The sequence below is a fragment of the Stenotrophomonas sp. S4 genome (genome assembly GCF_054187805.2).
This window is the reverse complement of sequence record NZ_CM196188.1, coordinates 4,613,360-4,638,049: the sequence shown is the minus strand read 5'-3', so window position 1 is coordinate 4,638,049 and position 24,690 is coordinate 4,613,360. Positions and strand designations below refer to the sequence as shown.

At 68.8% G+C, this 24,690-nt stretch carries 25 protein-coding genes; 18 read left to right on the top strand and 7 right to left on the bottom strand.

The window, feature by feature from the left end:
* The first annotated feature begins 177 nt into the window (after window positions 1–177).
* The gene (locus ACUZUJ_RS21615) at window positions 178–657 is read left to right on the top strand and encodes a DUF421 domain-containing protein (protein ID WP_049446968.1); all 480 of its coding nucleotides are present in this window, start codon (window positions 178–180) and stop codon (window positions 655–657) included.
* A gap of 59 nt (window positions 658–716) precedes the next feature.
* Here ACUZUJ_RS21615 and ACUZUJ_RS21610 read toward each other — a convergent pair whose 3' ends face one another.
* The 7 genes from ACUZUJ_RS21610 to ACUZUJ_RS21580 form a co-directional block, all read right to left on the bottom strand.
* A complete protein-coding gene (locus ACUZUJ_RS21610; protein WP_101766310.1) occupies window positions 717–2,237 on the bottom strand; it encodes a hypothetical protein in 1,521 nt (506 codons plus the stop codon).
* Between the two features lie 98 nt (window positions 2,238–2,335).
* Window positions 2,336–3,232: an oxygen-dependent coproporphyrinogen oxidase gene (gene hemF / locus ACUZUJ_RS21605; protein ID WP_458220329.1), complete on the bottom strand. Its 897-nt coding sequence runs from the start codon at window positions 3,230–3,232 to the stop codon at window positions 2,336–2,338.
* A 54-nt stretch (window positions 3,233–3,286) separates the two neighbouring features.
* Window positions 3,287–4,903: a hypothetical protein gene (locus ACUZUJ_RS21600; RefSeq protein ID WP_458220328.1), complete on the bottom strand. Its 1,617-nt coding sequence runs from the start codon at window positions 4,901–4,903 to the stop codon at window positions 3,287–3,289.
* Window positions 4,904–4,940: 37 nt separating this feature from the next.
* A complete protein-coding gene (locus tag ACUZUJ_RS21595) occupies window positions 4,941–6,062 on the bottom strand; it encodes a hypothetical protein (protein WP_119006934.1) in 1,122 nt (373 codons plus the stop codon).
* Window positions 6,063–6,098: 36 nt separating this feature from the next.
* Entirely contained in the window at window positions 6,099–6,659 is a 561-nt protein-coding gene (locus ACUZUJ_RS21590) for a hypothetical protein (RefSeq protein ID WP_101766306.1), read from the bottom strand.
* 30 nt (window positions 6,660–6,689) lie between these two features.
* On the bottom strand, window positions 6,690–7,109 hold the full coding sequence (locus tag ACUZUJ_RS21585; RefSeq protein ID WP_458220327.1) for an NUDIX hydrolase: 420 nt from the start codon (window positions 7,107–7,109) through the stop codon (window positions 6,690–6,692).
* The gene (locus ACUZUJ_RS21580) at window positions 7,106–9,475 is read right to left on the bottom strand and encodes a S9 family peptidase (protein WP_135966332.1); all 2,370 of its coding nucleotides are present in this window, start codon (window positions 9,473–9,475) and stop codon (window positions 7,106–7,108) included. Before ACUZUJ_RS21580 ends, ACUZUJ_RS21585 begins: the two co-directional genes overlap by 4 nt.
* Before the next feature lie 167 nt (window positions 9,476–9,642).
* Here ACUZUJ_RS21580 and ACUZUJ_RS21575 point away from each other — a divergent pair, with 167 nt between their 5' ends.
* The 17 genes from ACUZUJ_RS21575 to ACUZUJ_RS21495 all read left to right on the top strand — a co-directional run bounded on the left by ACUZUJ_RS21575 (window position 9,643) and on the right by ACUZUJ_RS21495 (window position 24,643).
* Complete coding sequence (locus tag ACUZUJ_RS21575; RefSeq protein WP_005414880.1) at window positions 9,643–9,972, top strand: hypothetical protein; 330 nt, start codon at window positions 9,643–9,645, stop codon at window positions 9,970–9,972.
* 37 nt (window positions 9,973–10,009) lie between these two features.
* Window positions 10,010–10,663, top strand: a complete 654-nt coding sequence (locus tag ACUZUJ_RS21570; RefSeq protein ID WP_049446986.1) for an RNA polymerase sigma factor — start codon at window positions 10,010–10,012, stop codon at window positions 10,661–10,663.
* Entirely contained in the window at window positions 10,660–10,875 is a 216-nt protein-coding gene (locus ACUZUJ_RS21565) for a hypothetical protein (RefSeq protein WP_135966330.1), read from the top strand. The genes ACUZUJ_RS21570 and ACUZUJ_RS21565 overlap by 4 nt, the downstream gene beginning before the upstream one ends.
* Window positions 10,876–11,074: 199 nt before the next feature.
* Complete coding sequence (locus ACUZUJ_RS21560) at window positions 11,075–12,472, top strand: cytochrome ubiquinol oxidase subunit I (RefSeq protein ID WP_119006928.1); 1,398 nt, start codon at window positions 11,075–11,077, stop codon at window positions 12,470–12,472.
* Window position 12,473: 1 nt separating this feature from the next.
* Window positions 12,474–13,487, top strand: coding sequence for a cytochrome d ubiquinol oxidase subunit II (cydB, locus tag ACUZUJ_RS21555; RefSeq protein ID WP_197587213.1), 1,014 nt, complete (start codon window positions 12,474–12,476; stop codon window positions 13,485–13,487).
* Window positions 13,488–13,704: 217 nt separating this feature from the next.
* Window positions 13,705–14,448 (top strand): beta-ketoacyl synthase chain length factor, encoded by a 744-nt coding sequence (locus ACUZUJ_RS21550; RefSeq protein WP_101766305.1) that lies wholly within the window; start codon window positions 13,705–13,707, stop codon window positions 14,446–14,448.
* On the top strand, window positions 14,441–15,238 hold the full coding sequence (locus ACUZUJ_RS21545; RefSeq protein ID WP_101766304.1) for a lysophospholipid acyltransferase family protein: 798 nt from the start codon (window positions 14,441–14,443) through the stop codon (window positions 15,236–15,238). The genes ACUZUJ_RS21550 and ACUZUJ_RS21545 overlap by 8 nt, the downstream gene beginning before the upstream one ends.
* Window positions 15,225–15,482 (top strand): ApeE family acyl carrier protein, encoded by a 258-nt coding sequence (locus ACUZUJ_RS21540; RefSeq protein ID WP_005411610.1) that lies wholly within the window; start codon window positions 15,225–15,227, stop codon window positions 15,480–15,482. Before ACUZUJ_RS21545 ends, ACUZUJ_RS21540 begins: the two co-directional genes overlap by 14 nt.
* A 17-nt stretch (window positions 15,483–15,499) precedes the next feature.
* A complete protein-coding gene (locus ACUZUJ_RS21535; protein ID WP_005411609.1) occupies window positions 15,500–15,757 on the top strand; it encodes an acyl carrier protein in 258 nt (85 codons plus the stop codon).
* Window positions 15,758–15,779: 22 nt separating this feature from the next.
* Entirely contained in the window at window positions 15,780–16,331 is a 552-nt protein-coding gene (locus tag ACUZUJ_RS21530; RefSeq protein ID WP_458220326.1) for a COG4648 family protein, read from the top strand.
* The gene (locus ACUZUJ_RS21525; RefSeq protein WP_458220325.1) at window positions 16,324–18,009 is read left to right on the top strand and encodes an ApeI family dehydratase; all 1,686 of its coding nucleotides are present in this window, start codon (window positions 16,324–16,326) and stop codon (window positions 18,007–18,009) included. Before ACUZUJ_RS21530 ends, ACUZUJ_RS21525 begins: the two co-directional genes overlap by 8 nt.
* Window positions 17,999–18,769 carry a glycosyltransferase family 2 protein gene (locus ACUZUJ_RS21520; protein ID WP_049446995.1) on the top strand — a complete coding sequence of 257 codons (771 nt, stop codon included), beginning with the start codon at window positions 17,999–18,001 and terminating at the stop codon, window positions 18,767–18,769. The genes ACUZUJ_RS21525 and ACUZUJ_RS21520 overlap by 11 nt, the downstream gene beginning before the upstream one ends.
* 1 nt (window position 18,770) lies before the next feature.
* Entirely contained in the window at window positions 18,771–19,712 is a 942-nt protein-coding gene (locus ACUZUJ_RS21515) for a lysophospholipid acyltransferase family protein (protein WP_014038933.1), read from the top strand.
* Window positions 19,702–21,252 carry an HAL/PAL/TAL family ammonia-lyase gene (locus ACUZUJ_RS21510; protein WP_458220324.1) on the top strand — a complete coding sequence of 517 codons (1,551 nt, stop codon included), beginning with the start codon at window positions 19,702–19,704 and terminating at the stop codon, window positions 21,250–21,252. Before ACUZUJ_RS21515 ends, ACUZUJ_RS21510 begins: the two co-directional genes overlap by 11 nt.
* Entirely contained in the window at window positions 21,239–21,670 is a 432-nt protein-coding gene (locus tag ACUZUJ_RS21505; protein WP_014038931.1) for an acyl-CoA thioesterase, read from the top strand. The genes ACUZUJ_RS21510 and ACUZUJ_RS21505 overlap by 14 nt, the downstream gene beginning before the upstream one ends.
* 2 nt (window positions 21,671–21,672) lie before the next feature.
* On the top strand, window positions 21,673–22,296 hold the full coding sequence (locus tag ACUZUJ_RS21500) for a LolA family protein (RefSeq protein ID WP_458220323.1): 624 nt from the start codon (window positions 21,673–21,675) through the stop codon (window positions 22,294–22,296).
* Window positions 22,289–24,643, top strand: a complete 2,355-nt coding sequence (locus ACUZUJ_RS21495; protein WP_458220322.1) for an ApeM family transporter — start codon at window positions 22,289–22,291, stop codon at window positions 24,641–24,643. The genes ACUZUJ_RS21500 and ACUZUJ_RS21495 overlap by 8 nt, the downstream gene beginning before the upstream one ends.
* The last annotated feature ends 47 nt before the right edge of the window (window positions 24,644–24,690 follow it).

Sequence of the window (24,690 nt, the reverse complement as noted above, 5' to 3'; positions counted from 1 at the left end):
ACGGGGACTCCTCCCCAAGTGCCCGTTCCCCGGCCCCGTTGACCTCCCCCTGGTCAGCGGGGCTTTTTATTTGTGCCGCCGGAACCTCTCGGATGGGGTCAGATCCCTTTGCCCGGTGGGCAAAGGGATCTGACCCCAGGTGCTAGGCTGGGCCACTATCCAGCAGGGGAACCCGCAATGCCCGATCTGTTCGCACTGGCAATGCCGTGGTGGGAGTTCATCCTGCGCGCGGTGGTGGTGTATGTCGTGGTGCTGGGCATGGTCCGGTTGAGCGGCAAGCGCCCGCTGGGGCAGATCACCCCGTTCGACGTGCTGCTGGTGGTGCTGCTGGGCAATGCGGTGCAGAACGCGCTGCTGGGCACCGACACCTCGCTGGGCGGCGGCCTGCTGCTGGCCGCGACCCTGATCCTGCTCAACTACGGGGTGGGCTGGGTCAGTACCCGCAGCCGGAGGGTCGAGCGCCTGGTGGAGGGAGAACCGGTGGTGATCGCACGCGATGGGCGCCTGTTCGACGCCGTGCTGCGTCGCGAACAGGTCACCCGCTCGGATTTCGACGCCGCCCTGCGCCAGCAGGGATGCCTGGGCGTGGAGGAGGTCGAGCTGGCCCTGCTGGAGATCAACGGGCACATCACCATCATTCCCAGGAAGAGCGCCTGACCTTGTAGCGCCGAGCCCATGCCTGGCTGCCTTGCGCCCGGCGCTTCAGGTGCCGGGCGTCAGGGAGCGGCTTCAGCCTTCAGCGCCGGCCAGTTGCGCGTCGCGTCCACATCGCAGGCGACGTGGGTGCCCTTGCCGTCCTTCGCGCAGATCGCCGCCATGGCCTGCGGCACCTTCGGGTCCGCCGTGTGCGCATACACCGCGGCCAGTGCCAGGCAACCTTCGCGTACGCCCGCACTGCACAGCGTCTGGAAGTAGGGCAACGATGCGGCCCATTGCTCGTCGTTGAACAGTGCCTCGCCGGCAACCTTGCAGCCCAGCAGCTTGCCATCGGTGCAGCAGGCCTTGGCGCCGTCCTTGCGGCCCAGACTCGGGCAGTCCAGCGGCAGCGGGATCTCCACGAAGGCCACCGGCGGTGCGCAGCTGGCATTGCCTGAGCCCGGCTTGCGCTGGTAGTAGGCGAAGCGGTTGCCGCTGTCGATTCCGATCAGGTTGCCGTTCTGCAGCGCCTGCAGCACAAAGTCGCTGCCGACGTCGCGGCGGATCAGGATGCGTCCGCCTTCCAGGCTGGCGCGCAGGCGCTGGCTGCGGCCCTCGACATCGACCACGCCGCCGTCGAGGAAGTTCAGCTGCGAGAGCACGCTGTGCTCGGCTTCGTAGCGGCCGCAGGGCAGGGTGATGGCCGGCACCGGTGCCAGCGCCGTGGCCGGCACCGTGTCCAGCACCGCGAGACGTCTGGCGGTCTCGCACTCGGACGCCTCCGCGCGCTGTGCGCAGGCCAGCTGCACCGCGTCGCGGGCCTGCAGCGTGCGCCCGGCGCTCCACAGTACATCGGCTACCTTGCTGCAGAACGTCTCACCGTGCTGCTGCCGGCACAGCGCAGACAATTCATCGAGCTGCGCGGCCGGCAGCAGTGGCGCCATCGCGTGTTCCAGCCCGAACACCAGCTTGCCCATCTGCTCCCAGGCCACCACTGAGGCCATCGCTTCGCATCCTTCTGCGTCGAACGATGGGGAATCTTCCTTGCAGAGCTCAGGCATCGGTGGCTCTGCCCGCGTGGCCTTCGGGGCCGCGTCCTTGGCCTGCTGCTGGTAGGTTTCCAGCAACTGCACGCAGGCCGCGCCCACGCCTTCGGCGCACCAGGCGTGCAGCTTCGGCGGCGCGGCCTCGGGCAACGCCTCCAGGCAGTCGGAGGTATTCATCACGCAGCCGCCCTCGATTGGTTCCGGCATCGCCTTGCAGGCCGCGGAGCGCTGGCGGGTGAACTCGCCATAGGGCGTGACGATGTTGCGATCGTCGTTCTCGAAGAACCAGTTTTCCAGGCGGCCGGTGCTCAGGTTGCCGGTGCCGAGCACCTCCTGCTCGCGGGCCACGCGCAGTTCTTCGGTGGCCTGGTAGGGACCGGACAGGTATCCGTGGCCCTCGCTCTCGAGGGTCAGCGTGGTGGTGCCGCTGCTGTTGGTGTAAGTACCACAGGCCATTGACTGCGCCGCTGCCGGCAGCGCGGCCGAGGCCAGTGCAAACAACAGCAGGGAGCGCCAGCCCGCAGCGCGGGGACGGAAGGAAACAGCGACAGGCATTGGGGGATCATCCTTGAAGGAGGCAGAGCAGGACCTGTCCGGTGCTGGACGCACCACAGGCGGGGAAGGCACCACGCGTCAGGCGTGGCGTCGGAAGATCAGAGCCAGTCGCGCGGCACCAGGTAGTCGGCCAGGCGCGCCTCGGCGCTGCCGGCCTCCGGGCTGAAGCCGTACTCCCAACGCACCCGTGGCGGCAGGCTCATCAGGATGCTTTCGCTGCGGCCACCGCTCTGCAGACCGAACAGCGTGCCGCGGTCATAGACCAGGTTGAACTCCACATAGCGGCCACGACGGTACAGCTGGAACTCGCGTTCGCGCTCGCCATGGGCGGTGTCCTTGCGCTGCCGCACGATCGGCAGGTAGGCGTCGAGGAAGCCATCGCCAACCGCGCGCAGGTATTCGAAATCGCGCTCGAAGTCGCCATGCAGGTCGTCGAAGAACAGGCCGCCTACGCCGCGCGTTTCATTGCGATGGCGCAGGAAGAAATACTCATCGCACCAGCGCTTGTGCGCGGCATAGCGTTCGTCGCCAAACGGTGTGCACAGGTCGCGTGCGACCCGGTGCCAGTGCTGCACGTCTTCGTCGAACGGATAGAACGGGGTCAGGTCGAAGCCACCACCGAACCAGCTGGCCACCACTTCGCCGTCGCGCTGCGCCTGGAAGAAGCGCACGTTGGCATGGGTGGTCGGCACATAGGGGTTGAGTGGGTGGAACACCAGCGACACGCCGGTAGCACGCCAGGAGGCGCCGGCCAGTTCCGGGCGGTTGGCCGAGGCCGACGGCGGCAGGCGGCTGCCGGCCACGTCGGAGAAGCCGATGCCGGCCTGCTCGAACACTGCGCCATCGCGCAGCACGCGGGTACGCCCGCCACCGCCCTCGGCACGCTGCCACAGGTCTTCCTGGAAGCGGGCCTGGCCATCGACGGCCTCGATCGCCGCACAGATGCGGTCCTGCAGGTCGGTGAGGTAGGCGCGCACGCGCTCGAATTCGTTCATGGCGCGTACTTTACCGCAGGGCCCGCCCGACGCAGCGGACAGGCCCTGGCGGGCTCAGCGCTTGCGGTTGGAATTGCGCGGCGCCGGAGCGTCGTCCACGGCCGCCTCGTCAACCGCCTTCTGCAGGGCACCACCCAGCGTGATCAGCTCCCAGTTCTGGGTTCCGAGCACGTCGCAGGCCACATGCAGGCCGCTGCGGTCGGCCTTGCACAGCTGCTCCAGGGTTGCCCGTGCGTCAACATCCGCACCGTTGCCCTGAGCGGTGACCAGGTTCTCGCAGCCCTCGCGGACGCCAGCGCGGCAGACCGTGGTGTAGTGCTCGGCGGCCTGCAGCCAGTTCCCGGACAGCGCAAGGCGGTTGCCGAGAATGTTGCAGCCCTGCAGCTTGCCCTGGGCACAGCAGGCTTCGGCACCGCCCTCGTTGGCCAGTGCCAGCGGGCAATCCTGCGGCAGTGGCAGCACCTTGAACTGCTTCGGTGCACTGCAGCGGGTCGGGCCCTCGCCGGTGGGACGGAACACCTGGAAGCGGGTCCAGTTATCCAGCCCCAGCAACTGCCCGCCCGGCAGCGGGCGCAGCACGAAGTCACCGTCCCTGTCGTGATGGATGCGGATGTCGCCATCTTCGACACGCGCGCGAAGATGGCTGCTCCAGCCAACGCCAACCAGGCCGGCATCGCCGAAGTCCAGCGTGTCCATCAGGCCGCCGTCGGCCCGGTAGTTGCCGCAGGGCAAGGCCGTTGCCGGTTGCGGCTGCAACGATGCGCCCACCGCCTGCAACGCCGGCAGGCGTTCGCAGGTGGCGGTGTCATTGCCAGGTGTGCAGGCCGCAGCCAGCGCTTGCACTGCCTGCAGGGGATCTCCCGCCTCCCAGGACAGCTCAGCTACGCGGGTGCAGAAGCCGCCATGCGGTACCTCGCGGCACAGCCGCAACAACTGTTGCCGCCGCTCGACCGGAATGATCACCGGCACGGTCGGCGCCGTCATCGTCACCATGGCTTCGGTCATGGCTGCCGTCATCGCGGCCTTGACCAGCTGCTCCTGCACTGCCGGGTCGGCCTCGAGTGCGGCGGCACACGCCGGGGTTCCCTGTTCGAAGCCGCCGTTGTTGCAGGCGGCGGGGAGTTTGATGCCGGACAGGGCGGCGTCGAGCGCTGCCTTTGCCAGAGACGGATCGGCCTCGACCGTGGGTTTGGCCTCCTCATGCCAACGATCAGCCAGTTGCAGGCACATGCCAGGCACGCCCTCGCGACACCCCGCTTCCAGGGCGGCCGGGGTCGCTTCGCGACGGTTGTCCAGGCACGCCGCCGCATCGGCCAGGCAGCTGCCTTCAGCCGGTATGGCCGCTGCGGCGCACTGTGCGGGGGTCTGCAGGAGGTAGACCGTGCCATCCACCTCGACCCTGCGGCCACGATCGCGCACCTGCAGGGCACTGGGCAGGCCGTACTCCAGGTTCACCAGTTGCAGCGTTCCATCGATCTGCTGGAACACGACCGGAGACGGCGCACTGCCGAAGTGCTTCTGCTCGCCACGGTTGGGTGAGCTGATGCGCAGCGTGCCGCTGCCTTCGTCGGCCTTGAACAGGCCGCATTGCGGTGACTGTGCGACGGCCGTCGGCGCGGCCAGCAGCAAGGCCCAGGCCAGCCAGCGGCGGCGCGGTGCGGGTGAATGCATGTCGTCTCCTTGACGATCGAACGGGAAACTCCCGGCGCTACGGCGAACCATGGCCCTCGCGCGGGGGCGTGCAGTGTGCCGTGCCTGGCACGGGCTGGTAACGCTGGTAGGCGGTCTGGATGTCCATGCCGAGCAGGTCGCCGTTGCCGAGCTGGCGCAGTACGAACGTTTCGCCGTTCTGCTGTAGCTGGACGGCGCCTTCGTGCAGGCGGGCCTGCGTGCCGTCGCCGAAGTCGAACCTGTCGAACTGGCCGCCGTCGGCCTGGTAGCGGCCACACGGCACCTGCTGCAGCGGCACCAGGCGCAGATCGGCGCCGAGTTCACGCAGCGGCGCGGTACGTTCGCAGGCACTGATGCGGCCGCCATCGCAGGTGACCTGCAGGGCCTGCACCGCCAATGCGGGCTGCAGCGCGATCAGCTGCTGCGCGGCCACTTCGACGCAGAAGCGGCCACCCCGGTGCTGCAGGCACAACTGCTGCAGGCGATCGCGTGCAGCGGCCGGAAGTGGCGAATCCAGCGTGTCTTCGTCTTCCTGTGCCAGCCGTTGATCCACCCGCCGCATGGCGGTGGCCAGTGCATCGTCGGTCATGGCTTCGCAGGCCTGCCGATCGTGCCCGGCGGTGTGTTCGCGGCACGGCGGCGGGCGCTCGAAGACTGCCGGGGCTGCGTCATCGGCTGCATCCGGCGCACCGCCCTCACGCATCAGCCGCAGCAGCGTCGAGCAACCCGCACCCACGCCCTCGTCGCAGGCGCGCCGGGCCTGGCCGGGCGAGGCCGTTGGCAGCTGCACCATGCAGTAGCTGCCAGCAGCGCGGCAGCTGCCGGCCACAGCGCTGGGTTCGGCGGTGCAGGCCCGGGACTGGCGCAAGGTGTAGACCACCGTCACGCTGTCCTCGATGCGCTGCCCATCGGCGCTGATCCGGATCGGTTCCGCCACGCCATCGTCGAGCATGACCAGCCGCGTCTGTGCCGCACTGCGATCGACCCACAGCGGCTCCGGCTCACCGATGCCGTTGTCGCGGTAGCCGCTGCTGTGGGTGGTGAACACGAGGGCCATGCCGTCGTCGACACTGCGGTACTCGCCGCATTGCAGGGCATCGGCGCTGGCAGGCAGCGCGGCGAACAGCAACAGGGCAGGGAAAAGAGTCAGCAAGCGCATGCGACGGTCCTTGTCGGAGCAGATGGGAGGGCAGGCTCACTGGAAGCGGGAGCGGATGTCCGGCCGCAGCAGGCGCCAGGCCAGCCAGCCCTGCAGGCCGAGGAACAGGATGGAGGTGCCGACCACGATGAAGGTGACCATCCAGCGCCGTGGCTGCAGCTCCTGCTGCAGGGCCGGGTCATCGGCCAGCAGCGCGATGAGATCGCGCATGCAGGCATCCAGCCACCAGGCGATCGCGAAGTTGGCCAGGGCACCCAGCAACAACAGCGCCACGAAGCTCCACAGGCCCCAGCGGCGTTCGCGCAGCAGGCCCCAGCTGGCTGCGGTCGAGACCAGGCAGACCAGTGCGGTGATCATCGAGGCGGCCACCGGGTGGGCCAGCAGCCAGGTGACGCTGTGCATCCGGTGGGCCTGCGCCATTCCGGCCAGTGACTGCCACAGCGCGGTGCCGTGCAGTGGCCACAACAGCAGTGCCTGCAGCACGAAGTAGAGCGTCAGCAGCAGGCACAGCCAGAACGAAGCCTGCGCCATCGGCCGCACCCAGGCATGAGTGGCGGGAGCGGCGGGCGTGGGAAGCGGCGGGAGCGGCACTGACATCCGATGTCCTTGCAGTCGGCGCCCGCCTGCTCAGCGGGCCGTCACCCGGGTGGCGACCGCCGGCAGGATATGGTGTTCGCTCAAGGGTGCCAAGGGCAGGCCATGCGGCGGTTGCAGTGGAACCCAGGCCAGTTCGGCGATCTCGGCGCGTGCCTGTGGCCTGCCGTCCACCTGCACCCACCAGGCCTGCGCCTGCACGCGGTGGCCGGGCTCATTCACTGCCCAGTCCTCGAATGTACCCAGCGCGATGGCCGAAGCGATGCGCAGCTGCACGCCCAGTTCCTCGTCCAGCTCACGGGCCAGCGCCTGCAGCGGTGCTTCGCCGGGTTCGGGCTTGCCACCGGGCTGGATGAAGCGGTGGGCACCGTGCTTGCGCACCAGCAGTGCCCGGCCGCGGTCATCCAGGATGACCGCGGCCACGATCCGTATCGTGGCCGCGGCGTTGCTCACTTCAGGTTCTGCTCGAACAGCTTGAGGATGCGCTTGTACTGGTCCAGCCAGGAATCGGCACGCACGTAACCGTGGCGTTCCAGCGGGTACGGTGCGATCGACCAGTTGTCCTTGTGCAGTTCGATCAGGCGCTGGGTCAGGTGCACCGAGTCCTGGAAGAACACGTTGTCATCCATCATGCCGTGGGCGATCAGCAGGTTGTCCTGCAGGTTCTGCGCGTACTCGATCGGCGAGGACACGCGGTATGCCTCCGGATCGATGTCCGGGGTGTTGAGGATGTTGCTGGTGTAGCCGTGGTTGTAGTTGTGCCAGTCGACCACCGGGCGCAGCGCGGCGCCGGCCTTGAACGTGCCCGGTGCACGGAACAGCGCCATGAAGGTCATGAAGCCGCCGTAGGAACCGCCGTAGATGCCGGCGTGGTCACGGTCACCCTGCTGGGTGTCGACCAGCCAGTCCAGGCCGTCCTTGTAGTCTTCCAGTTCCGGGTGGCCCATGTTGCGGTAGATGGCCGTGCGCCAGTCGCGGCCGTAGCCCTCGCTGCCGCGATAGTCCATGTCCAGCACGATGTAGCCCTTCTCCACCAGCAGGTTGTGGAACATCTGCTCGCGGAAGTAGGCCGGGTAACGCTGGTGCACGTTCTGCAGGTAGCCGGCGCCGTGCACGAACATCACGATCGGGTACTTCCTGCCCGGTTCCTTGTGCTCGGGCTCGTAGTACTTGGCCCAGACCACGCCGGCACCATGCTTGGACGGCACCGCGACCAGCTTCGGCTGGATCCACTCACGCGCCTTGTAGTCGGCGGTGCGGGTATCGGTCAGCACGCGTGCCTGGCCACCGGTGCTGGGCAGCACCGCCAGCTGCGGCGGCAGGTAGGCACCGGAGTAGCGCACCAGCAGCTGCTGGCCGTCCGGCGACAGCGAGAAGTCTTCCACGCCGTTGAGGCTGGTCAGCTCGCGCACCTGGCGGTTGCCGGTGTCGACCGCGCAGACTTCGTAGTCATGCGGCGCCTGCTGGTTGCACAGGAAGTAGAAGCCCTTGCCATCGGCCGACGGCACCGGCGCCGAGGTTTCCCATTTGCCGCTGGTCAGCGCCTGCGGCTTGGCGGTGCCGGCCTGGGTGTACAGGTGCGAGAAGCCCGATTCCTCGGACAGCAGCCACAGCGTGCGGCCATCGGCCATCCAGCCGAAATCGTTGAAGCCCCAGTTGATCCAGGCGTTGTCGGTCAGGCGGTGGCGGTTCTGCACGCGGCCGTCGGCGGCGTTGACGCTGATGATCCAGCGGTCCTTGTTGTCGTTGGCACGCAGCATCACCGCGGCCTGCTGGCCGTCGGCGCTCCAGCGGATGCCGCCGCCCATGAAGTCGCTCATCACCTGCACGCTGCGCTCGCCCTTCAGCGCATCCTTGCCGGCCTTGCGGCGCAGCTCGGCCAGCGGGTCGGTGCTGATGCCCGGCAAGCCGGACAGCGAAACCTTCTCGGCCTTGCCGGTGCGCACGTCCACGTACCACAGGGTGTGCGGTTCGAAGCCGTTGCGGCCGACGCGGGTGCGGGTGTCCTCGGTTTCCTCGTAACCCGATTCGGTCACGTACAGCGGCATCTTGCTGGTGCGGCCGTCGTCGAAGTCCTTCGGCTTGGTCACCACGATCAGGTGGGTCAGGTCCGGCGACAGCACGCTGTCACCGATCTCGACGTCGGCGCCCAGGTACACCGGGCCCGGTGCGCGGGTCGGGTCGGCCTGGCGCCAGCGCTGGTCCTGGTCCTTCAGTGCCTCGCGCTGGTCGCGGTCGCGGCGCAGGGTTTCCAGCGTGCGCAGCTGCTGGTCGCGCAGCACGTCGGCCTTCGGCGCCGTGCGCGGATCCTTCTCGGCCTTCAGGCTGGCCACCTGCTGCACGCCGCTGGCGGCGGTCCAGTGGAACCAGTTCTGGCCGACGCGCCAGATCACGCCGTTGTCGGCGGCGAAGTTCACGTTGCCCGCGCGCTCGTTGCTGCGGGTCAGCTGGGTCAGCGCGCCGCTGCGCAGGTCGCGCACGAACACGTCGCCATTGCGGACGAAGGCGCTGCGGCTGCGGCTGCGGTCGTAGACCGGCTCGGCCACGTCCAGGGTGCCGCGCTGGTCATCGGCCACCTGTGCGGCCACGCCACCGGCAACCGGCTGGCGGAAGGTATCGCGCACCGGGCTGCCGTTGCGCTTGAGCTGGTATTCCACCTGCTGGCTGTTCCACGACCACCAGGCCTTCTCGACCGGCGGACCGATCCAGTCCGGGTCGGCCATGGCCTGTTCGATGGTGATCGGCGTCGGCGCGGCATGCGCAGCCGGTGCGGCCAGCACGGCCGACAGCAGGAGGGACAGGGGCAGCACTCGGGACATGGGCGGACGGCACCAGAAGAGGAAACCGGGCAAGCGTAGCAGCCGCAAGGACCCGGGGCAGGGGCCACAGGTCATGGCAGCGGAATCGGCAAAATGCTGCAACCGGTTGCCGTGGTCGCGCATCCATTCTCCTGAACCCGCATCATCCACCGAACAGGAGCCCGACCATGCAGGAACTGATCCCGATCACCCTCTTCATCTGCATCGCCTACGCGATCCACGCTATTGCCGATGCGCGCGCGCGCAGCAAGCTGGTGGCCCCGCACGTGCCGGAGGAAGTGATCCGCTCGCTGGCGGTGCTGGAAGAAGAGCGCCGCCGCCAGGGCGCGCTGCGCTGGGGCATCAGCCTGGTCTGCCTGGCCCTGGCCATGGCCCTGCTGGAAGCCATCGGTGCCCGTGACCTGACCTTCGGCGCCGCCGCCGCGCTGGTCGGCAGTGCTGGCCTGGGCCAGCTGCTGGCCTGGCACTTCACCCGCCCCGCCGCACGCAAGGGCTGAGCCGGCGCATGCCACGGGCACAGGGGGCGCCCCGCAGATGAGCCTGCTCGGCGAAGCATTGTCGGCACTGCGGGGCCGTCGCCGCCACGATGCATCAGCGGCGGCACCGCCCGCCGAGCCGCTGGACGCGGACCAGGCCCTGGTGCGGGCCATCATCGATGGTTCGCAGGCGGCGTTTTCGCGGCTAGTGGAGACCCACCAGCGCACCTGCGCGCATGTGATCGGACGCATGGTCGGCGACCGCGACCAGGTCGCCGACCTGCTGCAGGAGACCTTCCTGGCCGTGTTCCGCCAGCTGCACCGGTTCCGCTTCGAATCCTCGCTGCGCACCTGGGTTTCCCGGGTGGCCTACACCACCGCGCTGCAGCACCTGCGCCGGCGGCGGCTGGAGGCGCAATGGATGGTGGCGGTGGAGGTGCCGGAGGAGCTGGGGATCGGCGATGAAGGCCCCGGGCCCGCCGAGTTGAGCGAGGCGCTGCAGGCCGGGCGCCAGCTCGGCGCGGCGCTGGAGCGACTGAGCGCACCGCAGCGCCTGATCGTCGGCCTGCATTACCTGGAGGATTTCGATCTGGCCGAGATCGAACAGGTGACCGGGCTGGCACGCGGTACCATCAAGAGCCACCTGCACCGCGCGCGCCAGGTCCTGAAGCAGGAACTGACGCGGCATGCCACCGCCGGAGAGCTGCTGTGAACCCACCGACCGACCCTCGCGATGCGGAAAAGCGCGCGCTGGCACAGGCGCTGCGTGAACAGGCACGGCAGGAACAGACGCCGGATGTAAGCGAGGCGCTGCAGAAGCGCATTACCGCTGAGTCGCGCGACGGTGGCGTGGGCTATGTGGTGGTGCAGGTGCTGTTGTTTGGCGCCCTGCTGGCTGCCGCGGCCTGGTATTTCTGGAGCTGAGGCGCCCTCCGGGCGGTGGGCCTGGTAGATGCCGACCTGGGTCGGCGTGTGGGCGTGTGTGCCAACCAAGGTTGGCAGCTACCAGAACGGTTGACCCCTGCGACAAAGTGAAGCAGCGCGTCACCCGGTCGCATCCCACCTTAACGAAATCCTCCTAAAGTGGTCCGGTATCCCACCGGTCGCAGGCAGGAGGCGTCCCTTGGACGCGTTGTTGTTGTCCCGGATCCAGTTCGGATTCGTCATCAGTTTCCACGTGCTGTTCCCCGCCTTCACCATCGGCACGGCCAGCTGGCTGGCCTTCATCGAATGGCGCTGGCTGCGCACGAAGTTGCCCGTGTGGCGCGAGCTGTATTTCTTCTGGCAGAAGATCTTCGCGGTGTCGTTCGGCATGGGCGTGGTCAGCGGCATCGTCATGGCCTTCCAGTTCGGCACCAACTGGCCGCGGCTGAGCGAGGTGGCCGGCACGGTAATCGGCCCGCTGCTGACCTATGAAGTGCTGACCGCGTTCTTCCTCGAAGCCAGCTTCCTCGGCGTGATGATGTTCGGCTGGGGCCGGGTTTCGCCGCGCCTGCATTTCCTGTCCACCTGCATGGTGGCGCTGGGCACGCTGTTCTCCACGTTCTGGATCCTGTCGTCGAACAGCTGGCTGCATACGCCGGCCGGCTACGAGATGGTCAACGGCATCGTGCATCCGGTGGACTGGTGGCAGGTGGTGTTCAATCCCTCGTTCCCGTACCGCCTGGCGCACATGGCGCTGGGCTCGTTCATCACCACCTGTTTCGTGATTGGTGGCGTGGGCGCGTGGTACCTGCGCAAGGGCACGCACGTGGAAGCGGGGCGGCGCATGCTGATCGCGGCGGTGGCGTTCGCCGCGCTGACCGTGCCGGTGCAGATCTTCGTCGGCGACATGCATGGCCTGAACACGCTCAAGCATCAGCCGATGAAGATCGCGGCGATGGAAGCGCACTGGCATGAAACCAGGGAAGGCGAGGGCGTGCCGCTGGTGGTGTTCGCGCTGCCCAACGAGAAGGAAGAGCGCAACGATTTCGAAGTGGCCATCCCGAAGCTGGGCAGCGTGATCCTCACCCACTCGCTGGATGGCACCTTCGATCCGCTCACCTCGGTACCGGCCAGCGAACGGCCGCCGGTGACGCCGGTGTTCTTCGCCTTCCGCATCATGGTCGGGCTGGGCACGCTGATGCTGTTGCTGGCCTGGGTCTCGGCCTTCCAGCTGTGGCGCAGGAGGCTGCTGGATTCACCGTGGCTGCTGCGGGGCTGGAACTGGATGCTGCCGAGTGGCTTCATCGCGCTGCTGTCCGGTTGGTTCGTCACCGAGATGGGGCGCCAGCCGTGGGTGGTGTACGGCGTGCTGCGCACCGCCGATGCGGTCGGCCCGCAGAGCGCGTGGATGACCGCACTGTCGCTGGGTGTCTACGTGGTCGGCTACGCCTTCGTGTTCGGCTGGGGCATCTGGTACCTGGTGAAGATCCTGCGCCACGGGCCGCAGCCGTATGCCGAGGGGCCGTCGCTGGACCATGGCAGCCACACTCCGGCACGCCCGCTGTCGGCGGCCGACGAACCGCTGGAGGACCGCTGACATGGACCTGATGACCTGGCTGCCGGTGGCGTGGTTCGCGGTGATCGGCTTTGGCGTGCTGATGTACGTGGTGCTGGACGGCTTCGTGCTCGGCATCGGCATCCTTGCCCCGTTCGCCGAGGACGAGGAACAGCTGGACCTGATGATGAACACCGCCGCGCCGATCTGGGACGGCAACGAGACCTGGCTGGTGCTGGGTGGCGCCGGCCTGCTGGCGGCCTTCCCCAAGGCCTATGCGGTGCTGTTGTCGGCGCTGTACCTGCCGGTGCTGCTGCTGGTGGTGGCGCTGGTGTTCCGCGGCGTGGCGTTCGAGTTCCGCTTCAAGGCACATCGTTCGCGCCGGTTGTGGAGCGTGGCGTTCGGGCTCGGTTCGTTGCTGGCGACTTTCGCCCAGGGCGTGATCCTGGGCACGCTGGTGCAGGGCATCCCGCTGGTGGACGGTACCTACCAGGGCGGCGCGTTCGCTTGGTTCAGCCCGTTCGCGATGCTGACCGGTGCCGCGCTGGTGGCCGGCTACGCGCTGCTGGGCAGCACCTGGCTGATCCTGAAGACGGAAGGGCGCGTGCAGGCGCTGGCGCGGCAGATGACGCGGCCGCTGGTGGTGGCGGTGATCGCGGCGATGGGCCTTGTGAGCAGCTGGCTGCCGTTCCTCGATTCGCGGTTGATGGACCGCTGGTTCAGCGACGGCAACTTCTGGTGGCTGTCGCCGGTGCCGCTGCTGACCCTGGCGGTGGCTGCGGCGCTGTGGCGCAGCGCGACCCATCCGCGCCGTGACCTGCCGCCGTTCCTGCTCAGCCTGGCCCTGTTCGTGCTCGGCTTCCTCGGCCTGGTGCTGGGCATGTGGCCCTACCTGCTGCCGCCGTCGATGACGCTGTGGCAGGCCGCCGCGCCGGCCTCCTCGCTGGGCTTCACCCTGGTCGGGCTGGTCGTTCTGCTGCCGGTCATCCTCGGCTACACGGCATGGTCGTACCGGGTGTTCCGCGGCAAGGTGCACGCCGACACCGGTTACCACTGATCGATTGAATGCGGGGCCTGCCGGTACCGGGTCCCGCGTTGGGGAATGTGAAACCTGCACACCCCGTGCAGGACGTGCTAGCGTGCGCTCCTTTCCGGCGGCCAGGGGGGCAGCCGGCGACGTCCTGGACGGACGCACGGCTGCAGGAATGGGGGGCCGCCGCGCGTCGCCGTAATGGCTCGTGCCTATCGTTCTCCCGTTGAAGCACCATCGCTAAATGATCGAATTCTCCATCGTCGACTGGGCTGCCTGGGCGCCCGGCCTGAGCGAGCGTAGCCAGTGGCTGGGCTGGGCCGATGCGCCGTATCCGCCACAGGGCGAAGACACGCCGGCGCTGGCCGAGATACCGGCCATGCAGCGCCGCCGCATCGAGCGGCTGGGCCGGATGGCGATCCAGGCTGCCTGCTGGTGCGAGGATGGGCAGGGCGCTGACAGCCAGGTGCCGCTGGTGTTCGCCAGCCGCCATGGCGACGTGGCCCGATCGATGGATCTGCTGGGGGCGCTGGTCGGCGAGCAGCCCCTGTCGCCGACCGGATTCGGCCTGTCGGTGCACAACGCGATCGCGGCGCTGTACTCGATCGCCCGCGGCCACCGCGGCAACTACCTGGCGCTGGCGGCCGGCCAGGCCACGGTCGAGACCGCCTGCCTGGAGGCGGCCGGGCTGTTGGTCGATGGTGCCCGCGAAGTGCGGGTGGTGGTCTATGAATCGCCACTTCCTGAAATTTACGCGACGTTCGCCGACGAACCGGACCCGTTCTTTGCCTGGTGCTGGCGCTTGACCGCGCCGACGCCGGGCCGGCCGACCCTCTCGCTGCAGTGGGAGGCGGCGCCGCATGCCGCGGCCACAGCACCGGGTACGCTGCCGCACGCGCTGGACCTGCACCGATTCCTGCTGTCCGGCGCGCCGGCGCTGGAGCACGTGGCTCAGGGCCAGCGCTGGCGCTGGGGGCGCCGTGGCTGAGGCGCTGCGCCGCCTCGATCATGCCTGGCGGGTGTTCGGCACCGGCCTGAGCTTTGCCGCATTTGGCGTGGGTGGCCTGCTGCTGGGCGTGCTGGTGATGCCGGTGCTGCTGATGATGCGCGACCCGGTGGTCCGCCGTCGACGGGCCCGCCGCGTGGTCCAGGTCGCCTTTGCCAGCCACCTGCGCCTGATGCGTGCGCTGGGGGTGATGACCTACCAGATCGAAGGCGGGGAACGCCTGCAGCGCGACGGTTTGCTGGTTCTGGCCAATCACCCGACCCTGATCGACGTGGTCTGCCTGATCTCGCTGCTGCCCAACGCCGATTGCGTGGTGAAGCGGGCGGTGGCCTGCAACCCGTTCATGCGCGGCCCGGTGCGGGCGGCCGGCTACATCGCCAACGATGACGGGGCGGGCCTGGTCGACGACTGCGTGGCGGCGGTGCATGCCGGCGGTACCCTGGTGATCTTCCCGGAGGGCACCCGCAGCGTGCCGGGCCAGCCGCCGCGGCTGCAGCGCGGGGCTGCCAACATTGCCGTCCGCGGCCGGCTGGACATCACCCCGGTGCGGATCACCTGCACCCCGCCCACGTTGACCAAGGGACAGAAGTGGTATCGTGTCCCCTCACGTCGCTTTCACGTTCGGCTGCAGATCGGCGAAGATATCCCGATCGCGCCCTTCCTGGCCGATGACGACTCGCCAAGGGGGGATGCCTTGGCAGCACGCCGCGTCACCGAGCACCTTTCTCGTTATTTCGACCTGTCTGGAGATCCGCCCCGTGCAAGCACTTGAGCACGAGATCAAGGAATTGATCATTTCCTCCCTTTCGCTGGAGGACATCACGCCGGAGGACATCGATCCGACCGCGCCGCTGTTCGTCGAGGGCCTCGGCCTGGATTCGATCGACGCGCTGGAGCTGGGCCTGGCGCTGCAGAAGAAGTACGGTGTCAGCCTCTCGGCCGATTCGGAAGAAACCCGTCGCCATTTCTCCAGCGTGCGCGCGCTCGGCGAGTTCGTCGCCGCCCGCCAGTCGTAACGGCGCCAGGAATTGCCATGACCAAGAATGAACTGTTCGAACGCATCGTCAGCATCCTGACCGACAGCTTCGAGATCGAAACCGCCCGGATCACCCCCGAGGCCCGCCTGTACGACGACCTGGACATCGACAGCATCGATGCGGTCGACCTGATCGTGCAGCTCAAGCCGCTGCTCGGCCGCAATCTGCAGCCGGAAGCGTTCAAGGCCGTGCGCACCGTGCAGGACATCGTCGATGTCGTACATGGACTGCTGCCGGACCAGGCAGCCGCCTGACCGCAGCGCCGGCGGCTTCGCCATGGCTCGCGCACGTACCGTCGTGGTGGCAGCGATTTCGCTTGCCTACCCGCTGCTGGTGTACCTGGCGATGGGCCGTTTCGAGCCGCGCTGGCTGTCGCTGCTGCTGTTCACCCTGGCCCTGCTGCGTGCGCTGAGCACGCGCCAGCCGCTGTGGTGGGCCGCCGCCGCCGGTACCGGCCTGCTGGCGGTGCTGGCTACCGTGCTGAACCAGGCCCTGCCGCTGAAGCTGTACCCGGCGCTGGTCAACGTGGTGATGCTGGCGGTGTTCGGCACCAGCCTGCGCTTCGGGCCGCCGCTGGTGGAGCGCCTGGCACGGCTGCAGGAGCCGGACCTGCCCCCGTTCGCGCTGGCCTATACCCGCCGCGTCACCCAGGTGTGGTGCGGCTTTTTCGTTCTCAACGGCAGCCTGGCCCTGCTGACCGCGCTGTACGCGTCGGACCGGGTCTGGATGCTCTACAACGGATTGTTGGCGTACGTGATGATGGGCGTGTTGTTCGCAGGTGAGTGGCTGGTGCGGCGGCGGGTGAAGGCGGCGCACGCGCATGGCTGAGTGGATTGCCCTGGACCGGCTGCTGCTGGAGGCACGGCCACAGCGCGGCGTCGGCCTCTGCGACGGCGAGGTGATCGACCACGCCGGCTTCCGCCAGCGCGTACTGGCCTGGCGCGCCGCCTTTGCGGCGGCCGAAGGCCGCGACTGGGCCCTGTACTTCGATGATGCCGTGGCCTTCGCCGCGGCGCTGTTCGGTGCCTGGCATGCCGGCAAGCGGGTGTTCCTGGCCGCCGACAACCTGCCGGCCACGCTGCAGGCGCTGCAGCCGCAGGTGAGCGGCTTCGCAGGCGACGTGTCCGCCGATTACCGCCCGCTGGTGGCACAGGACGCCGCGATGGGCGATGAACTGCAGGCGCTGGACGAGCGCGCCTGCGAACTGTGCGTGTTCACCTCCGGCAGCACCGGCGAGCCCAGTGCGATCAGCAAGCGCCTGGACCAGCTGGCGCGCGAGGTGGAGGCGCTGCAGGCCGCATTCGGTGTGCAGATGGAGGGTGTGCAGGTTCATGGCACGGTGTCCCACCAGCACATCTACGGGCTGCTGTTCCGCGTGCTGTGGCCGCTGGCCGCCGGTCGCCTGATCCATCCGCGCCGGTTCTTCCACGAAGACCTGGTGGGGGCGCTGGCCGGTACCGATACAGTGCTGGTGGCGACGCCGGCCCACCTCAAGCGCCTGCCCGGGCAGCTCGACTGGGCCAGCCTGCATGGCCGCCTGCGCGCGGTGTTCTCCTCCGGTGGCCCGCTGCCGGAAGACGCGGCGCGGCAGGTGCGGCAGTGGCTGGGCGTGGCCCCGACCGAGGTCTACGGCAGCAGCGAAACCGGCGGCATCGCCTGGCGCCGCTGGGACACCGACCTGCCACCGTGGCAGCCGTTGCCGGGCGTGCAGTGGCGGATCGACGATGGCTGCCTGGCGGTGGCCTCGGCGCATCTGGAAACCGCCGACTGGTGGCGTACCCAGGACCGCGTTGAAGCCCTGGCCGATGGCCGCTTCCGCCTGCTGGGCCGCGCCGACCGCATCGTCAAGATCGAAGAACGCCGCGTGTCGCTGGACGCGCTGGAACGCGCGCTGCGCGAAGACGCCGAAGTGGATGACGCGCGCGTGCTGGTGCTGCCCGGGCAGCGCGAGCAGCTGGCCGCCGTGGTGGTGCCGGCCGATCCGGCGCTGCTGGACGCGGGCGACGCCGCGCGTCGTGCGCTGGGCCAGCGCCTCGGCGCCCGCCTGGCGCATGCGCATGACGCCGTGACCCGCCCGCGTCGTTGGCGCCTGGTGCAGGCGTTGCCGATCAACGCGCAGGGCAAGGTGACCCAGGCCGCCCTGGCGGCGCTGTTCCAACCGCTGATGCCGGTGCCGGTCTGGGACCGCCGCGATGCTGCGAGCGCCACGCTGCGCATGACCCTGGACCCGGCGCTGCGGCCGTTCCAGGGCCACTTCCCGCAGGCGGCGATCCTGCCCGGCGTGGCGCAGCTGGACTGGGCGGTGCGATTCGGCCGCCAGGCGTTTGCGATGCCGGCAGCGTTCCTGCGCATGGACGCAGTGAAGTTCCAGCACGTGGCCCGCCCGGGCGATGAGCTGACCCTGCAGCTGGACTGGGATGCCGCACGCAACGTGCTGGCTTTCCGCTACACCTCCAGCCATGGCGTGCATGCCAGCGGCAAGGTGGTTTTCGCTGATGCGGACTGACCCGGCCGTTGCCGGTGCCGCGTTCGCGCCACTGGTGGTGATTCCCGTCTACGACCACGAGCATGCCATCGCGGCGGTGGTCGACGGCGTGCAGGCCGCCGGCCTGCCGTGCCTGCTGGTCGACGATGGTTCGCGGGTCTCCTGCGCGGCGGTGCTGCGTTCGCTGGCACAGCGCCAGGGCGTCGACCTGCTGCGCCTGGATATCAACCAGGGCAAGGGCGGGGCGATGCTGGCCGGTTTCGCCGAGGCGGCCGCGCGTGGTTACAGCCACGTGCTGCAGATCGATGCCGATGGCCAGCACGACACCCGCGATCTGCCACGCTTCATCGAAGCGGCGCGCGTGCATCCGGATGCGGTGATCTGCGGTATCCCGGCCTACGACGCCAGCGTGCCGAAGGCGCGTTTGTACGGCCGCTACGCCACCCACATCTGGGTCTGGATCAACACGCTGTCGCTGCACCTGCGCGACACCATGTGCGGCTTCCGCGTGTATCCGCTGCCGCCGGTACTGCGCCTGATCGGCGAGGAAACCATCGGCCGGCGCATGGATTTCGATACCGAAGTGATGGTGCGCCTGTACTGGCGGCAGCTGCCGGTCGAGCACCTGGCCACGCGCGTGACCTATCCATCCGATGGCGTGTCGCACTTCGATGTGTGGCGCGACAACGTGCGCATCAGCCGCATGCATACCCGCCTGTTCTTCGGCATGCTCTGGCGCGCACCGCGCCTGTTGTGGCGCCGCCTGCGGGGGCAGCGCTGAGATGGCGGCCGCGCAGGGTGCCCCGCACTGGGCCGACATCGGCGAATCGACGTCGGTGGCCGGCGTGCTGTTCCTGTGCTGGGTGCACCGCTGGTTCGGGCGCTGGCCGTTCCGCCTGTGCGTGTGGCCGGTGGTGGCCTGCCATTGGCTGGGCAACCGCGTCGGCCGCCAGGCCTCGATGCAGTACCTGCAGCGGCTGCAGGCATACAGCGGCGTGCTCGGCCGCACGCCGACCCGGCGTGACAGCCTGCGCCACTTCTTCGCCTTCGCCGACACGATGCTGGACAAGATCCTCGGCCTGGGCGGGCGCTATCCGGCCGAACGCATCCACCTGCATCGCGACCTGGTGCTGGAGAAGATCGCGCGCCGCGAAGGCGGGCTGATCCTCACTGCGCACATCGGCTGCCTGGAGCTGTGCCAGGTACTGGCCGAACAGGTGCCGGGCTTCCGCATCACCGTGCTGGTGCATACCGCGCACGCGCAGCGCTTCAACCGCCTGCTGCAGCGGCTGGACCCGCTGGCGGCGGTGGAGCTGGTGCAGGTGACCGAAATGGGGCCGGCCACCGCGGTGATGCTGGCCGAGCGCGTGGCGGCGGGTGGCTTCGTCGCCATCGTCGGCGACCGTACACCGGTGCAGGGCGGCCGCAGCGTCACCGCCGATTTCCTTGGCCACCGCGCCCCGTTCCCGATCGGCGCCTATGTGCTCGCCGCCGCGCTCGGTTGCCCGGTCTACACCATGGCCTGCCTGCACCAGGGCGAGGGCTACCGCGTGGCATTCGAACAGTTTGCCGAACGCATCGTGCTGCCGCGTGGCTCGCGCGACGCCGCGCTGGCCGAACAGGCTCAGCGCTTCGCGCGTTGGCTGGAACTCCAGGTCATCCAGTCCCCGTTGGACTGGTTCAATTTCTTCCCCTTCTGGGATCAGGCTCCGCATGACGACTGACGCCGTACCCGTGTGCCGCTTTGGCGATGCACCGTTGACCATTGAAGACGTGGTTGCCCTGGCCCAGCGCCAGTGCGAGGCCGCACTGAGCGACGCGCCGGCGTTCCGCGCACACATCCAGCGCGGTGCCGACTTCCTCGACCGCCTGCTGCGCGAGGACGGCGTGATCTACGGTGTGACCACCGGCTACGGCGACTCGTGCACGGTGAACATCCCGCCGGCGCTGGTGGCGGAACTGCCGCACCACCTGTACACCTACCACGGCTGCGGCCTGGGCCGTTACCTGGACCCGGTCGAGACCCGCGCGGTGCTGGCCGCGCGCCTGGCGTCGCTGGTGTGCGGCATGTCCGGTGTCAGCGTGCCGCTGCTGGAGGGCCTGGCCACGCTGCTGCAGCACGACGTGCTGCCGATGATTCCGGCCGAAGGCTCGGTCGGTGCCAGTGGTGACCTGACGCCGCTGTCGTACGTGGCGGCGGTGCTGTGCGGCGAGCGCGAGGTGCTGCACGACGGTCGCGTGCAGCCGGCGGCGGAGGTGCTGGCGAAGATCGGCATGACCCCGCTGAAGCTGCGGCCGAAGGAAGGCCTGGCGATCATGAACGGCACCGCGGTGATGACCGGCCTGGCCTGCCTGGCCTGGCAGCGCGCCGATTACCTGGCGCGCATGGCCACGCGCCTGACCGCGTTCAACGTGCTGGCCAGCGACGGCAACGCGCACCACTTCGACGAAACTCTGTTCGCGGCCAAGCCGCACCCGGGCCAGGGCCGCATCGCCGCGCGCCTGCGCAGCGACCTGCACAGCGAGCGTCCGCCGCGCAATGAACAGCGCCTGCAGGACCGCTATTCGCTGCGCTGCGCGCCGCATGTGATCGGCGTGCTGGAGGACAGCCTGCCGTTCCTGCGCCAGCTGATCGAAACCGAACTGAACAGCGCCAACGACAACCCGCTGATCGATGCCGACGGCGAGCGCATCCTGCATGGCGGCCACTTCTACGGTGGCCACATCGCGCTGGCGATGGACACCCTGAAGAACACCGTGGCCAACGTTGCCGACCTGCTTGACCGGCAGCTGGCGCTGGTGGTCGATGCCCGCTACAACCATGGCCTGCCGGCCAACCTGTCGGCGGCCACCGGCCCGCGCGCGGCCATCAACCATGGCCTGAAGGCGCTGCAGATCAGTGTGTCTGCCTGGACCGCCGAAGCGCTGAAGCAGACCATGCCGGCCAGCGTGTTCTCGCGTTCCACCGAGTGCCACAACCAGGACAAGGTCAGCATGGGCACCATCGCCGCGCGCGACTGCCTGCGCGTGATCGAGCTGACTGAACAGGTGGTGGCCGCGATGCTGATCGCTGCCCGCCAGGGCCTGGCCCTGCGCGAACGGGTTGGCCTGAACGCGCAGCTGCATGGCAGTCTGGCCGACATGTACGCCGACCTGGGGCAGCGCATCGCCCTGGTTGAAGAAGACCGCGCGCTGGATCGCGAACTGCGGGAATTGCTGGTGGAGATCCGCGCGCAACGTTGGGAGCTGTATGCCGGTGAATGAGGCCATCGAACGGGTCGGCGAGATTGCGCTGACCCCCGCCTTCCATGACTGCGATCCGATGAACGTGGTCTGGCATGGCAACTACTTCAAGTACTTCGAGATCGCGCGCTGCGCGCTGCTCGGGCGCTACGACTACGACTACCCGCAGATGCTCGAATCGGGCTACCTGTGGCCGGTGGTCGATGCCCGGGTGAAGTACGTGCGCCCGCTGCTGTTCAACCAGGCGCTGCGCGTGATCGCGCGCATCGTGGAATGGGAGAACCGGCTGAAGATCGAGTACGAAATCGTCGATGCGCAGAGCGGCCAGGTGCTGACCCGCGCGATGACCATCCAGGTCGCGGTGGACGCGGCCAGCAAGGAAATGCTGTACCAGTGCCCGCCGGTACTGTGGGAACGCCTGGGAGTGCCTGCGCCGTGAACATGCTTGCCCGTCTTCCGAGCGTGCTGCTGTGCGCGCTGATGCTCGTTGCCGCACCGCAGGTGCAGGCGGCCGACCCCGCCATCGATGCGATCACCCAGGCGGTGGCGCGGCCGGACGTGCTGCGCGGCCAGTTCAGCCAGGAAAAGCAGGTCAGCGGCTTCAAGAACCCGCTGCGCTCGCAGGGCCAGTTCGTGGTCGCGCGCCAGCACGGCGTGATCTGGACCACGCTCAAGCCGTTCCCCTCCGAAGTGGTGGTCACCGCCGACCGCATCCTCAGCCGCCAGCGCGATGGCAGCACCCGTGTCGAGCTGGATGCACGGCAGCAGCCGGCGATGCGTTCGGTGAACGCGATCATGTTCGCGCTGATGAGTGGCGACGTGCAGGCGCTGTCCAGCCAGTTCAACGTGGCGGCCAGCCGTGAAGGGCAGGGCTGGCGGCTGCGGCTGACGCCGAAGTCGGCGATGCTGGCCAAGGCCTTCCAGTCGCTGACCCTGCGGGGTGACCGCTACGTGCGCCAGGTCGAGATCATCGAGGCCAACAAGGACCGCACCCAGATCCAGTTCAGCGCGATGAGCGAGGCACCGGCCACGCTCAACGCCGACGAGGCGCGCCGCTTTGAGTGAGGGTGCAGCATCGAACGCGCCGGACCGGTTGCGGCGCTGGTGGCACTGGCTGGGCATCGCCTGGCTGCTGGTGCTGCTGGCACTGGGCGCGCAGCAGTGGCACCTGTGGAGCCAGCAATCGCGGATCGACACCGACATCCTTGCCCTGCTGCCGCAGGATGCGCATGATCGCCTGCTGAGCGACGTCACCCGGCGCATCGCCGACGGCAGCTCGCGGCAGGTGGTGGTGCTGCTGGGCAGCAAGGACGGCGCCGCCGCCAAGCGCGCGCAGGCGGCCTTTGCTGCGGCCATGGCCAAGGACACCGACCACGCCTTGCTGGTGCCCAGTGGTTCGATCGAAGGCTGGTTCGATGACGCGCGCGCGTTCTACGCGCCGTACCGCGACCGCCTGCTGACGCCGGCCCAGCGCGAGCAGCTGCAGGGCAGCGAACCGGGCGCATTGGCCGAGCAGGCATTGGCCGCGCTGTACGGCCCGATGGGCGCGCCGCGCCTGACCGACTGGCGGCAAGACCCGTTGTCGCTGTGGCCGCAGTGGTGGCAGCAGCAGGCGCAGGGTTCGGGGTTGCGGCTGGGCGATGACGGCCTGCTCGAAGCCGAGGGCAAGCATTGGGCCGCGCTGCAGTTCGATACGCCGGGTTCGGCGTTCCAGCTCGATGGTGAGCGCCATCTCGATGGCCTGCTGGAACGTGCCGGGCAGGCCGCCAGGGCGGCGGCGCCCGAGCTGGAAATCCTGCATGCCGGCGTGCCGCTGCATGCCGAAGCGGCCGCGGTGCAGGCCAACCAGGAGATCAACACCATCGGCTGGGGTTCGCTGGCTGCGGTGCTGCTGCTGGTGTGGCTGGCGTTCCGTTCGCTGCGGCCGATCCTGCTGGTCGCCGCGTCGTTGCTGATCGGCTGCGGCGTGGCGCTGGCGGTGACCGTGCTGGTGTTCGGCAAGGTGCACGTGCTCACCCTGGTGTTCGGTGCATCGCTGGTGGGCGTGGCCGAGGATTACGGCATCCACTGGTTCGCCTCGCGCCAGGCCGAGCCGGCCGATCGCCGCTGGAAGCTGCTGCGGCACCTGTTGCCGGGCCTGTGGCTGGCGTTGCTGACCAGCGCACTGGCCTACCTGGCCCTGGGCCTGGCCCCGTTCCCGGGCCTGCGCCAGATGGCATTGTTCTCGGTGGTCGGCCTGGCCGCTGCTTTCCTCACGGTGATCTTCTGGTTCCCGTGGCTGGATGGCGGTGAGATCCGCCAGACCCGTTTCTCGCAGTGGCTGGGCAACACGCTGGAACGCTTCCCGCGTCTGCATGGCCGTCGCCCGGTGACGGTGTTCGTGCTGATTGCCCTGGCGTTCTCCGCCATCGGCATCGCCCGCCTGCACAGCAACGACGACCTGCGCAGCCTGCAGTCCTCGCCGCCGGCGTTGATGGCGCAGCAGATCCGCCTGAGCCAGCTGCTGGGCATGCCCAGCCCGGCGCAGTTCTACCTGGTGCAGGGCAGTGACGCTGCCCAGCTGCTGCAGCGCGAAGAAGCGCTGACCGAACGCCTGCGTGCGCTCGCCCACGACCAGCGCATTGGTGGCTACCGCGCGATCAGCGACTGGCTGCCGTCGCCGGCACGCCAGCAGGCCGATGCCGCGCTGACCGCGAAGGTGGAACCGGGCGTGCTGGATGCGGTATCCGATGCGGTCGGCGAACCGCTGCCGCGCCCGGACTTCGCCGCTACGCCGCTGACCGCGGAGGCGTTCCTGGCCTCCCCGGCCTCGCAGCCGTTCCGCCACCTGTGGGTGGGCGAGGTAGGCGGGCAGATGATCAGCGTGGTGATGGTCGATGACCTGTCGCGCGCTGATGCGCTGGCCACCCTGCGCGGGGCGGCCGAAGGCCTGCCGGGTGTGCGCTGGGTGGACCGCACCGCCGACTTCTCGCAGCTGCTGGGCCACTACCGCAAGCTGATGGGTGGGTTGCTGCTGGTCGGCATCGTGCTGGTGTTCGGCGCGCTGTGGCTGCGCTACCGCCGCCAGGCCTGGCGCGTGTTCGCGCCGACGCTGATTGCCGGTGCGCTGACCCTGGGCCTGCTGGGCCTGTTCGGCCAGCCACTGCAGCTGTTCAACGTGCTGGCACTGATGCTGCTGCTGGGCATGGGCATCGACTACGGCATCTTCCTGATCGAGCACCGCGGCGATGCCAGTGCCTGGCTGGCGGTGTGCGTGGGCGCGGCCAGCACCTGGTTGTCGTTCGGCCTGCTGGGACTGTCGCAGACCCCGGCGCTGCGCGCGTTCGGCCTGACCCTGCTGTTCGGCATCGGCCTGGTCTGGCTGATCTCGCCGCTGTTCCGGCCGCCGCCGCACGATCTGCCGCCGGCCTGAGCCTGTTTTCCGACTTCCTTCTTTCCACTTGATCGAGCAACAAGGAC